Genomic DNA, 12,822 nt, shown 5'->3' with positions numbered 1-12,822 from the left:
GTCAGTCGGCTTCGATACGGTCACGCCCCGCTTGCTTGGCGCGCCGCAGGCGGTCATCCGCCTGCGCGAGCAATGCGTGGGCCGCCTGGCCCGGCGTCAACTCGGCGATGCCGGCACTGAACGTGCAACGCAGGACGGTGCCGCCCCCGACCGGAATCTCATGGCTGCGGACACGCTCCAAGAGATCCTGCATGCGCTGCTCCGCCGCGTGCAGGCCAAGCGACTCCAGGCAGACCAGGAACTCTTCGCCACCAAAGCGGGCCGCGAACAACCCGTGCTCGGCGGCAAACCGGGCCAACAGGCCACCGAACGCCTGCAGCACCGCGTCGCCGGCGGCATGGCCGTATTGATCGTTGACCTGCTTGAAGCGGTCGATGTCCAGCAGCACCACGCTCAGCGGGCGCTGCGCAGCATGGGCGCGGGCGACGGCCTCGTTGAAGTGACGGTCACCTGCGCGGCGGTTGGGAAGCCTCGTCAGATCGTCGTGACTGGCCTGGTACTGCAGCTGGAAACTTGCCGTCTGCAATTGGCGATTCTTCTCCCTGAGCTCCTCGGTACGCTCCGCAATCTCCTGGCTCAGCCGGATCTGCCTGCGGCGATAGCTCGCGGTGCGCATCCAGCCCAGCAGCACGGCGACCAATAGCGATGCAAAGACGGCCAACGCACGCACCGCCGGGCGCTGCCAGAGTGCGGGTAGCACCTCCAGCTGCAATGAAGTGGACCCCACTTCCCCCTTTCGGCTCCAGTCCAGCGGCAACGGCATCGCCTGCACTTCCAGGCGGTAGCTGCCGGGCGGCAGGCGGGTATAGACCGCTTCCGTGCTCGTACCCGCATCCACCCACTCCGGGTCGAAGCCATGCAGCCGGTAACGGTATCGCAGCTTGTCCAACGCCCGGAAACTCATGCCGGCATAGCCAATGGCCAAGCGGTTGGCCCCGGGGGACAGGCGCAGTGCCGGTGCGAGGCGCTGCTGCACGCCGTCAACGGTGACGCTCTCGAAAGCCACCGGCGGTCCACCGACGCGCCCGCTGCCTGCGCTGGACGGGTCGATCAGCGCCACCCCCGCAGACGTTGGAAACAGCAAGGTGCCATCCATTCCACGCCAGCCCGCGGGCATGCTGGCGCCGTTGCACTGACTGCCGGGCATGCCGTCGCTGCGGTCGATCACGTGCACCGCCAGCAGGCGACGCGTTCCAGCGTCGACTTCGTCCAACTCGCGACGGGCCACCCGGAACACGCCCATGTTGCTCGACAACCAGAAATTGCCAGCCTTGTCGTCGATGATCCTGAAAAGCTTGTCTCGTGGCAGCCCCACGCGGTGGTCGTACATCCGGAAGGTTCCACCGCGCATGCGCAGCAGCCCCCGGTCCGTGGCGACCCACAGGTCGCCACTCTCATCGCGCAGAAAGTCGAAGACGTTCTGCGCGGGGAAGTCCGGGCCAGGCTGCCAACTGCGCAGCGTGCCTCGTGCATCCAGCCGCGCCATGCCATTGTCCGATCCGATCCACAGCGCGCCGCCCGGATCACGGTACAGCGCCTGTACCGTTGCGGCGGGCCGTTGCCCACCACCGATGTACGACCGAAGGCGGCCATCCCGATACAGCGCCAACCCGTGGCTGCCGCCAATCCAGACGCTGCCATCCGATTCGGGCAACAGTGCACGCACCAGTGGTTGCACGCCTTCGCCCACGCGGATGTGCTCCCGCACACGACCTTCTGGGTCCAGCTGGAACACACCGCGATCGTACGTGCCGACCCACAGCGCATCGTCCTTCCATGCCAGCGCGAGGACCGAGGTGCCTTGCGCGACGCCGTCGACCTCAAGCCCAATGGCCTCCAATCGCCCCTGCGCCCAACGGCTCAATCCGTTGGTATGGCCTATCCAGTACGCGCCCGCGCTGTCCTGCAGGATGGCGCGCACGTAATCGCTGCCCAGCCCATCCTTGCGGGTCAGGCCACTTGCCATGCCATCGGCCACCCGATACAGGCCATCGGTGCTGCCCGTCCAGACCAGCCCCTCGCGATCCACCATCAGGGCGGTGCCCAGCACGCCCGGCACCGACATCGATCGCACGCTTCCGTCCGGATCGCGCCGTTGCAGACCACCGCTGGAGAGATTCACCCACAACACGCCGCGGGCATCGCGAATGGCCGCGCTGGCCCGTTGCCCGGAAAAGAGGTGTTCAACCCGGCCATTGGCGTGACGCCAGCGCACGCCATCGTCGCTGGCCACAAGCCAGCCGCCGGCGCCATCCGAGACCAGGCCGCGGACCGGGGCGCTGCCAATCCAATCGGCACCCCAACGCCGTGCACCGCCGGGGCCCCACTGGAAGACACCTTTCTCGCCGCCCACCAGGAGGTTGCCGGCCGGATCCTGCGCCAGGACGGTGATCTCGGCGCGCGGCAGGCCTGCACCCGCGCCCACCTCGGACAGGCGACCGTCTGCGGCCAATCGCAACAGGCGCGAACCGGATGCGATCCACAGCACGCCATCGCGGCGATCGCGCAACATCGCGATCACTCTCAGCTTGGTGGCGGATGGCCCACCTAACCGCTGCCAGCGGCCCTCGTGGTAACGGAACAGGCCATCGCGCGCGGTACCGAACAGCACACCGCCGTCGGCCTCGGGCACGATGCTGAACACGCCCGCCAATTCCACCCCGGGCGTGTTCTGGCGGTCGAACAGCGAGAAATCGCGGCCGTTGAAGCGGACCACGCCCTCCCACGTGCCCACCCACAGGAAGCCGTCGCGATCCTGGGCAACGGAATGCACCAGCGGATGCGGCAGCCCCTGCTCCATGGACCAGCCGGTCACGGTGTAATGGCGCGGTCCGGCGCCTGCCGACGCGACCGGCATCGCCAGCAGCAAGACCACCAGCAGGACCGACAGGCGCGCCCACGCCTGGCGGAACACCCGGATGGATCCGCTGCGGTCGATCGAACCGATTGGCAAGCAAGCCCCCCTGTAGGCCTCGCCGTGCAGGCCTGCGCCTGCTTTCCGATCCAATTTACCACCGATGCGTCATGGCCCGCCTGCCCGTCCCCGGGACGGTCGCGGCTCGCTCAACGTGGCCGTGACCCTGGATTGTGGATCGCCCCACGGACCGGCTACGGTGGCGGGATGAACACGTATTCGCGCACTGCCCTTCTCTCGCTGGCCTTGGCGATCACCGCCGGCTGTGCAGCCACCCCGACCCAAGGCGATTCACGCCTCAGCGTGCCGCCAAGCGCTGAAACACCCGCCAACGCGTTCTTTCAAGACCTCCGAGCGCTCTGCGGCCGCGCCTTCGCCGGGCGCATTGTCGCGGACACACCCACCCCCACCGGCAATGACCCCTTTGTCGGCAAGCCCCTCGTGATGCACGTGCGCCAATGCAGTGCGGACGAGATCCGTATCCCGTTCCACGTGGGCGACGACCGTTCGCGCACCTGGGTGCTGACCCGCAGCGCCGGCGGCCTGCGGCTGAAGCATGACCATCGCCACGCCGATGGCACCCCCGACGCCACCACGATGTACGGCGGTGACACCGCCAGCGCCGGCAGCACCGATCGCCAGGAATTCCCGGTGGATGCCGAATCGCAGGCGATGTTCACCCGCGAAGGGCGCACGGTCTCCAACACCAACACCTGGGCGATGGAAGTGCACCCCGGCCGCAGCTTCGTCTATGAGCTGGCACGTCCCGGGCGCCTGTTCCGCGTGGAGTTCGACCTCACGCGACCAATCACGCCGCCGCCGGCGCCGTGGGGCAGCGAAAACTGAGGGCCATCGGGGAAGGCGCCCGATGGCGCCTTCCAGCTTGACCGGCGCCACACCGTCGCAACGCGAAGTCCGGCCGGGCGCGCCCGCTTTCCTGGCCCGTTGTATCGCCAGTCAGTACACGTGGGGATGGGCAGCGCTCGTTGGCGCCACCCTCCACGGCACCGCGTCCGTCAGGCCGGTGCCGGCACCTTCACCCGGAACCACGCCGCGTACAGCGCCGGCAGGAACAGCAGGGTCAGCGCCGTGGCCACCAGCAGGCCACCCATGATCGCCACCGCCATCGGTCCGAAGAACGCGCTGCGCGACAACGGGATCATTGCCAGGATCGCCGCCAGCGCAGTCAGCACGATCGGGCGGAAACGGCGCACCGTCGCCTCGACGATTGCCTGCCACGGCTCGGCGCCATCGGCGCGGTCATGCTCGATCTGGTCCACCAGGATCACCGAGTTGCGCATGATCATGCCCGCCAGCGCGATTGTGCCCAGCATCGCCACGAAGCCGAACGGCACGCGGAACACCAGCAGGAACAGCGTCACGCCAATCAGCCCCAGCGGCGCGGTCAGCAGCACCATCACGCTGCGCGAGAAGCTGCGCAACTGCAGCATCAGCAGGGTGAACACCGCGAACAGGAACAGCGGCATGCCCGCGTTGATCGAGTTCTGCCCGCGCGCCGAGTCCTCCACCGTGCCACCGACCTTGATCGAATAGCCGTACGGCAGCGTTGCGCGGATCGGGTCCAGCGTCGGCGAGATCTGCGCCGCCACCGTCGCCGGCTGCGTGCCGTCGTAGATGTCCGCACGCACGGTCATCGTCGGCTCCCGGTCGCGGTGCCAGATGATGCCTTCCTCGAAGCCGTATTCCAGGGTGGCGATCTGGCTCAGCGGCACACTGCGGCCGCTGGCCGTCGGCACCGCCAGGCTGCCCAGCATCGACAGGTTCAGGCGCTCTTCCTCCGGCCCGCGCAGCAGCATCTCGACCAGCTCGTCACCCTCGCGATACGTGCTGACGTGCGAGCCCGACAACGAACTGGAGAGGAACTGCGACAGTGCCGCCGAACTGATGCCCATCGCCCGCGCGCGTTCCTGGTCGACCTGCAGGCGCACGACCTTGCTCGGCTCGTCCCAGTCCAGGTTGACGTTGGCCACGTGCGGGTTCTCGCGCAGCTTCTCGCGTACCTGGTAGGCAATCGCACGCACGCGCTCGATGTGCTCGCCGGACACGCGGAACTGCACCGGGTAGCCCACCGGCGGGCCGTTCTCCAGCCGCGTCACGCGCAGCTGCAACTCGGGGAACTGCGGAATCACGTCCTTGATCAGCCACGTGCGTACCGCCTCGCGCGCCTCCACGCTTTCGGGCATCAGCACGAACTGTGCGAAGTTGGCCGCCGGCAGCTGCTGGTCCAGCGGCAGGTAGAAGCGCGGCGAACCGGTGCCGACATAGGCCACGTAATTGGTCAGGTCCTTGCGCGCCTTGAGGATCGCCTCCAATCGCGCGGCCTGCTCGGTGGTCGCCTTCAGCGAACTGCCTTCGGCCAACTCCATGTCCACCATCAACTCCGGCCGCACCGAATCCGGGAAGAACTGCTGCGGCACGAACCGGAACAGCAGCACCGACGCCACGAATGCGCCCGCGGTCACGGCCAGCACGGTCTTGCGGTAGCGCACGCACCACAGCACCCAGCCGCGGAAGCGCTGGTAGAAGCGACTGGCGTACGGGTCGTGCGCATGCCCGTCGTGGGCCGGCTTGGGTGCAATCAGGTCATGGAAGGCCGGATGCCGGTCGGCCCACGCCAAGCGCTTGCGGTGCCACCAGCCCGCCAGCGAACCCGGCGCCGGCGGCTGCGCCGCCTTCTGGAAGTCCGGCAGCAGCTTGTCGCCCAGGTACGGAATGAACATCACCGCGGCCACCCACGACACCAGCAGCGCGATGGTCACCACCTCGAACAGCGAGCGCGTGTATTCGCCGGTGCTCGACTTGGCCGTCGCGATCGGCAGGAAGCCCGCGGCGGTGATCAGCGTACCGGTCAGCATCGGAAACGCCGTGCTCTCCCACGCGAACGCCGCCGCCTTCAACCGGCTGAAGCCCTGCTCCATCTTGATCGCCATCATCTCGACGGCAATGATCGCGTCGTCCACCAGCAGGCCCAGTGCCAGCACCAGCGCGCCCAGCGAGATCTTGTGCAGGCCCACGCCGAAGAACGCCATCGTCGCGAAGGTCATGGCCAGCACCAGCGGGATGGACAACGCCACCACCAACCCGGTGCGCAGGCCCAGCGAGAAAAAGCTGACCAACAGCACGATGGCCACCGCCTCGCTGAGCACCTTCACAAACTCGCCCACCGATTCCTTCACTGCCGCCGGCTGGTCCGCCACCTTGCGCAGCTCCATGCCTGCCGGCAACGTCTTCTGCAGCGACGCAAACTCGGTCTCCAGCGTCTTGCCCAGCTTGAGGATGTCGCCGCCTTCCTTCATCGACACGCCGAGGCCGATCGCGTCCTCGCCCATGAAGCGCATGCGCGGCGCCGGCGGGTCGGAGAAGCCGCGGCGCACCTCGGCCACGTCGCCCAAGCGGAAAGTGCGGTCACCCACCCGCACCGGGAACGCGCGGATCTCGTCCACCGACTGGAACTTGCCGCCCACGCGCAGCGCCACGCGCGTGCTGCCGGTCTCGAAGAACCCGGCCGGAAGCATCGCGTTCTGCTGGTCCAGCGCCTCCTTCACCGCGCTCACCGGCACGCCCAGCGTGGCGAGCTTGGTGTTGGACAGCTCGATCCACACCTTTTCGTCCTGCACGCCGAACAGCTCGATCTTGCCCACGTCCGGCACGCGCTGCAGCGCCAGCTGCACGCGGTCGGCGTAGTCCTTCATCACCGCGTAGTCGAAGCCCTTGCCAGTGAGCGCGTAAATGTTGCCGAACGTGTCGCCAAACTCGTCGTTGAAGAACGGCCCCACCGCGTCGGCGGGCAGCATCGGCTTCAGGTCTCCCACCTTTTTTCGCACCTGGTACCACAGCGGCGGGATGTCCTTGCTGCGCAGCGAATCGCGCGCCATGAAGATCACCTGCGACTCGCCGGGCCGCGAGTACGAGCGGATGAACTCGTACTGGCCGGTCTCCATCAGCTTCTTCTCGATGCGCTCGGTGACCTGTTGCGCCACCTCGTCGGCGGTCGCGCCCGGCCACAGCGTGCGCACCACCATCACCTTGAAGGTGAAGGCCGGGTCCTCGCTGCGGCCCAGCTTGAGATACGACATCGTGCCGGCGATCGCCATCACCAGCATCAGGTACACGACCAGGCTGCGGTGGCGCAGCGCCCATTCGGACAGATTGAAGCGCATGGTCGTGGCCTCAGCGCGCGGTCGCGGCGGGCGCCGCGCCATCGGCGGCCACCGGCGTCAGCACCGGTCGGTTGTCACGGTCCACCGGTACCACCTTCTGTCCGGCGCGCAGCAGGTGGCCACCCGCAGTCACCACCCAGTCGCCGGCCGACAGGCCGCTGCGCACCGGCACGCGCTCGTCGCCGTACGGCCCGACCTGCACCGGCTGCAATTTCAGCACCGAAGTCGTGGCATCGACCACGAACACCGCGGCGGCGCCCCCACTGCGTTGGAGCGCGGATAGCGGCACGCTCAACGCACCGTTACCGTTTTTCGGCAGGTACACGCGCGCGCTCTGCCCCAACTCCAACGCACCGGCAGGCGTGTCCACCGTCACCCGCGCCGCATACGTCCGCGACGCGGGATCGGCCGCTGGCGCGATCTCGCGCACCTTACCCGGCCAACGCTCACCCGGCTTGGACCACACTTCCACCAGCACCGGCAGGCCGGGCTTCACGTCCCTCACCACGCTCTCGGGCACGGCGAAGGCCACTTCGCGCACGCCATCGGCGGCCAGCGCGAACACCGCTTGCCCGGCGCCCAGCACCTGTCCCGCTTCGGCATTGCGCGCGGCGATCATGCCGTCGCGCGGCGCACGCAGTTGGGTGTACCCGGCCTGGTTGCGCGCCACGTCCAGGTTCGCGCGCGCGGCATTCACCTGGCCCTGCGCCGCGGTCGCCGCGGCGTTGGCCGCATCCAGCGCGGAGCGGCTGATCAGTTGCTGCCCCGCGAGTTTCGCCAGGCGCGACTGGTCTGCGCGCGCGCGGCCCAGTTCGGCCTGCGCCGCCACCAGTTGCGCCTGCGCCGCACGTGCCTGCGCCTGCAGGTCACCGGCGTCCAGCACCGCCAGCAGTTCGCCGCGGCGCACGTGATCACCCACGTCCACGTGGCGTTCAATCAGGTTGCCGCCCACGCGAAACGACAGCGGACTTTCCTCGCGGGCCCGCACATCGCCGGCAAAAGCCGAAACGGCGTGCGCGCTTTCCATCGGGTGCGCCACCAGCACGGGGCGGGGTGCCTCTTCCGGCGCGGGCGCTTGGCCGCAAGCGGCCAGCAGAAGCGCGGCAGCGAGGGCCGGCGCAGCGATTCGAAGGACGGCGCCGTGGGAGTGGCGGCTGCGCATGGGGGCCTCAGGTGGAATTAATGAACTTGGCGGTACTGTATAAATATCGAACTTGCTAGTCTAGTATTCAGTCATGTCCGCCGAACGCACCCGCGCCACCGCCGCCAAATCGACTGGACCTGGCCGCCCCAAGGACCTGGGCAAACGCGCCGCCATCCTGGGCGCGGCCACCCGGCTGTTCATCGAACAAGGCTTTGATGGCGTGAGCATGGACCAGATCGCGGCCGCCGCCGGCGTGTCCAAGCTGACCGTGTACAGCCACTTCGGCGACAAGGAGACGCTGTTCGTCGCCGTGGCCCGCAGCTACTGTGAGCAGCAGGTGCCGTCGGCGCTGTTCACGGCCGAGCCCGGCACCCCCGTGCGCGAGCGACTGCTGGCCATCGCCCGTGCGTTCTATGCCATGGTCAGCAGCCCCGAAGCCATTGCCGGCCACCGCTTCCTGTGCAGTCCACAGATGGCGGGCACGCAGCTGCCGCAGGTGTTCTGGGAAGGCGGACCGATGCGCGTGCAGGGCGAGTTCGCCGCGCTGCTGGAGCGCCGCGTGGCCGCCGGCGAGCTGGAGATTCCCGATACCCGCGTGGCTGCGGCGCAGTTCTTCACCCTACTCAAGGGCGAGCCCTACAACCAGCTGGTGTTCGGCTGCTGCACGGCGGCATTGGACGTGGAAGCGCACCTACAGGGGTCGGTGGACATGTTCCTGCGGGCCTACGCGCGGCGGCCGGACGACAACGCCGGATGAGCCGCGGCGCACCCGTCGCGCCTTCCCCGCGCGCCCTTGGCCGGGGCGCGGCCATGGCGGCCGCCCAACACCTCACCCGCGTCGTGCCGACAGTCCCGGTGACTTCCGGCACTCAGTGCGGCCCCGTCCGGCCGGCGATCCTGTCCACCCCGGCCCCTGCCGACACCCTGCCCCCCGCCCGGTACAATTCGCGGTTCCACCCCCGCGAGACAGCACCATGACGATCGATTACGCCCACGCCCGTGCACTGATGGTCGAACAGCAGATTCGGCCGTGGGACGTGCTCGACCTGCGGGTGCTCGACGTGCTCGGGACGCTGCCGCGCGAGGACTTCATGCCCGCCGCGCAGCGCGCGCTGGCCTATACCGACGTGCCGCTGCCGCTGGGCGAAGGCGAGTTCGCGTTGAAGCCGGTGATCGTCGGCCGCGTGCTGCAGGCCCTGGGCCTGGACGGCAGCGAGGACGTGCTCGAGATCGGCACGGGCAACGGTTACCTGACCGCCTGCCTGGGCCAACTCGCCCGCGACGTGGTCAGCGTCGAGCGTGACGCCACGCGCGCCGCCGCCGCCGAGGCCGCGATCAAGGCGCAGGGCCTCAACAACGTGCAGGTGGTCAACGCCGACGCCATGGCGTGGGATACGCCGCGCAAGTTCAAGGTCGTCTGCGTCACCGGCGCGGTCGACGCCATCCCCCAGAAGTTCATCCACTGGCTGGAGCCGGGCGGTCGCATGTTTATCGTGCGCGGCCGTTCGCCGGCCATGGAAGCCGTACTGCTTCACAACGACGTCAACGGTCCGCGCATCCAATCGTTGTTTGAGACGGACCTCCCCTACCTTGCCGGCGCCGCGCCGGCGCCGACTTTCGAGTTCTAAAGGACCCCCCGCATGACCCGTCGCCCGCTCGTAATTGCCCTGGCTGCCGTTGTCGGCACCGCCACCCTGCTCCCGGCCACCGCTTCGGCGGAGGACCTGATGCAGACCTACGAGTTGGCGCGCGCGGGCGACCCGCAGTTCGCCGCTGCCGAATCCAACCGCCTGGCCACCCGCGAGGGCGCGGTCCAGGCGCGGGCGGCGATGCTGCCGCAGGTCAACGGCAGCGCCACCCTGCAGCGCTCGCGCAGCGAGGGGCCTGCCACGCAGACCCAGTTCGATCCCGACACGGGTACGCAGATCCGCTTCTCCGGCGACAGCGAAACGGAAACCACGTCGCGCCGGATGGGCATCAATCTGGACCAGATGGTCTACGACCACTCGCGATTCACCTCGCTCAAGGGCCAGAAGGCGCTGAGCCGCGCCGGGGACTTCACCCTGACGGCCGAAGGCCATTCGCTGATCACCCGCACGTCGGCCGCCTACTTCAAGGTACTGGTGCAGCTGGAGACGCTGGCCGCCGCCGAAGCGGCGGAAACGGCGCTGAAGAAGCAGTTCGACTACGCCTCCAAGCGCCTGGAAGTGGGCCTGGCCCCGATCACCGACGTGCATGAAGCTCGCGCCCAGTTCGACAGTGCGCGCGCCAACACCATCCTGGCCCGCAACGCGGTGGAAGATGCCTACCAGGCGCTGTCGGAGATCACCGGCCAGCCGATCCGCACGCTGAAGGCCCTGCCCAGCGACTTCCAGCCCAGCGCGCCGGAAGGCCGCGACATCAATGGCTGGGTGCAGGCCGCGCTGGAGAACAACCCGGCCTTGGCCGCCAACCAGGCACGTGTCGACGCCGCCAACGCCAGCGTCGAGACCGCGCGTGCCGGCCACCTGCCCACGCTCTACGCCGGTGCCGGTTACAACGACAGCAAGTCCTGGGGTGAGAACACCTTCAGTGGCAGTTTCGGGGGCAACCAGTTCTCCTCCACCAACCCCATCGACAACGAGAGCCGCGGTCCGTCGGTCGGCCTGACCCTGTCGGTACCGATCTTCTCCGGCGGCGCCACCCAGTCGCGCGTGCGCCAGGCCCTGGCCCAGCGCGATGCCGCGCAGGATGGCCTGGAGCAGCAGAAGCGCGCCTTGGAGCGCAACACCCGCAACGCCTACCAGACCGTCATCGCCGGCATCAGCGAGGTCGAGGCGCGCCGCTTGGCGCTGGTGTCGGCGCAGAGCGCGTACGACGCTTCGCAGGTCGGTCTGGAGGTGGGCACCCGCACCGTGCTGGACGTGCTCAACAACCAGCGCAACCTGTTCAATGCGCAATTGGCTTATGCGCAGGTCAAGTACAACTTCCTGCAGAGCCGCCTGGCGCTGGAGCAGGCCGCAGGCACGCTGGACGCCGAGGACCTGCAGGACATCAACCGCCTGCTGACGGTGGACGTGCAGGCTCCGCAGCCGCGCTGACGCCGCATCGGCGGCGCATGCGCCGTCTACTGGCACCCTGAACGGCCCGCCTTGCGCGGGCCGTTCGGCTATTAGCACCAGCAAAACCCCGCCAACACCACATCGGAGCCCGGCCAACACGCGCAGGGCGCAGTGCCCCTCAGCGCCCCTCTGGCACGGGGATGGCTGCCACGCTGCCCGCCGGCACGGGCGGCAAGGCCGGCTGAAGCAGAATCAGCGTCTGCGCCAACGCGCCGCGCCCGCGCTCCACCAGGGACCGCCCGGCCTCCACCATGCGCTCCCGCGCGACAGGATCGGCCAGCAGCAGCGTCAGCGCGGCCTCCACCGCCGCGGCATCCGCGCCCACGCGCAACGCGCCGGCCTCGTCCAGCCGTCGCGAGATTTCCTCGAAGTTGTGCAGGTGCGGGCCGGTGACGGTGGCCACCCCGGCCGCGGCCGGTTCCAGCAGGTTGTGCCCGCCAATGGCTTGCAGGCTGCCGCCCACGAACGCCACGTCGGCACAGGCGTAGAAATGCAGCAGTTCGCCCAACGTGTCGATCACGAACACGTCGTCGTGCGTGCCCGGCCACTTCGAACGCGAGCGCGTCGACACGCGCCAGCCCAACGCGCGCGCGCCTTCGACCGCGCTGCGAAACCGCTCCGGGTGTCGTGGCGCCCACAACAGCAACAGATCGGGATGACGCGCGCGCAGCTGCCGATGGATGGCCAGCACGGCCGCTTCCTCGTCGGGATGGGTGCTGGCGGCAATCCACGCCAGGCGCGTCCCCGACGATGCACGGCACTCGCGGGCGAACGGTTCCAGCGTGTCCGGCACGGCGACGTCGAACTTCAGGTTGCCCACTTCGGCGACCTGCTCGGTGCGCGCCCCCAGCCGCACGAAGCGGATCGCGTCGGCGGCCGACTGGGCGGCCACGCGCGTCACCGTGCGCAGCGCCCGCCCCACCAGCGGCGCCAGGACGCGGTAGCCCCTGAGCGATCGCTCGGACAGGCGCGCATTGAGGATGAAAGTGGGCACCCCATGGTCGCGGCAGCCAAACAGCAGGTTCGGCCACAACTCCGTTTCCATGATCAATGCCGCACACGGCCGGAAATGCTCGAGGAAGCGGCCCACCGCGCCGGGCAGGTCGTACGGCAGGTAGACATGTTCCACATCGCCGCCCCACAGCGCCTGCACGCGTTCGGACCCGGTGGGGGTGATGGTGGTGACCAGCAGACGCAGGTCGGGACGAACCCGACGCAGCGCATTCACCAGCGGCACGGCGGCGTTGACTTCGCCCACCGAGACCGCGTGCACCCACAGCGTGCGCGGAAAGGCCTTCGCGCCCCGGTACATCGCATAGCGTTCCGGCCACCGATGGAAATAGGCCGGCTGGCGAAAGCCGCGCCACACCAGGTGGTAGAGCGTGATCGGCACCAACACATACAACGCGGCCGAATACAGGGCGCGCAGCAGGCGTTCGATGGGGTCGTTGGGCATCGCGAAAGGATAGCGAAGCCGGCACC

General features: G+C 68.7%; 8 protein-coding genes. 4 read left to right on the top strand and 4 right to left on the bottom strand.

The features are described from left to right. Nucleotide 1: 1 nt before the first annotated feature. Nucleotides 2-2,953, bottom strand: a complete 2,952-nt coding sequence (locus ACYVBS_RS11865; RefSeq protein ID WP_460823850.1) for a diguanylate cyclase — start codon at nucleotides 2,951-2,953, stop codon at nucleotides 2-4. Nucleotides 2,954-3,121: 168 nt separating this feature from the next. Between ACYVBS_RS11865 and ACYVBS_RS11860 the strand changes: the two genes are divergently transcribed. Further along, on the top strand, nucleotides 3,122-3,760 hold the full coding sequence (locus tag ACYVBS_RS11860) for a hypothetical protein (protein WP_460823849.1): 639 nt from the start codon (nucleotides 3,122-3,124) through the stop codon (nucleotides 3,758-3,760). A 170-nt stretch (nucleotides 3,761-3,930) separates the two neighbouring features. Here the strand turns inward: ACYVBS_RS11860 and ACYVBS_RS11855 are convergent, their stop codons facing one another. After that, nucleotides 3,931-7,095, bottom strand: coding sequence for an efflux RND transporter permease subunit (locus tag ACYVBS_RS11855; RefSeq protein WP_460823848.1), 3,165 nt, complete (start codon nucleotides 7,093-7,095; stop codon nucleotides 3,931-3,933). A gap of 10 nt (nucleotides 7,096-7,105) precedes the next feature. Beyond that, nucleotides 7,106-8,257: an efflux RND transporter periplasmic adaptor subunit gene (locus ACYVBS_RS11850; protein WP_460823847.1), complete on the bottom strand. Its 1,152-nt coding sequence runs from the start codon at nucleotides 8,255-8,257 to the stop codon at nucleotides 7,106-7,108. Between the two features lie 73 nt (nucleotides 8,258-8,330). On the opposite strand from ACYVBS_RS11850, the gene ACYVBS_RS11845 reads away from it, so the two are divergent. The 3 genes from ACYVBS_RS11845 to ACYVBS_RS11835 all read left to right on the top strand — a co-directional run bounded on the left by ACYVBS_RS11845 (nucleotide 8,331) and on the right by ACYVBS_RS11835 (nucleotide 11,319). Further along, entirely contained in the window at nucleotides 8,331-8,996 is a 666-nt protein-coding gene (locus tag ACYVBS_RS11845; RefSeq protein WP_460823845.1) for a TetR/AcrR family transcriptional regulator, read from the top strand. Between the two features lie 217 nt (nucleotides 8,997-9,213). After that, nucleotides 9,214-9,867: a protein-L-isoaspartate O-methyltransferase family protein gene (locus ACYVBS_RS11840; RefSeq protein WP_460823844.1), complete on the top strand. Its 654-nt coding sequence runs from the start codon at nucleotides 9,214-9,216 to the stop codon at nucleotides 9,865-9,867. A 12-nt stretch (nucleotides 9,868-9,879) separates the two neighbouring features. After that, complete coding sequence (locus ACYVBS_RS11835; RefSeq protein ID WP_460823843.1) at nucleotides 9,880-11,319, top strand: TolC family outer membrane protein; 1,440 nt, start codon at nucleotides 9,880-9,882, stop codon at nucleotides 11,317-11,319. A 139-nt stretch (nucleotides 11,320-11,458) separates the two neighbouring features. Here ACYVBS_RS11835 and waaA read toward each other — a convergent pair whose 3' ends face one another. Then, the gene (gene waaA / locus ACYVBS_RS11830) at nucleotides 11,459-12,796 is read right to left on the bottom strand and encodes a lipid IV(A) 3-deoxy-D-manno-octulosonic acid transferase (protein WP_460823842.1); all 1,338 of its coding nucleotides are present in this window, start codon (nucleotides 12,794-12,796) and stop codon (nucleotides 11,459-11,461) included. Between the last annotated feature and the right edge of the window lie 26 nt (nucleotides 12,797-12,822).

Source organism: Lysobacter olei (assembly GCF_054777355.1).
This window is presented reverse-complemented; position numbering and strand designations above follow the sequence as displayed.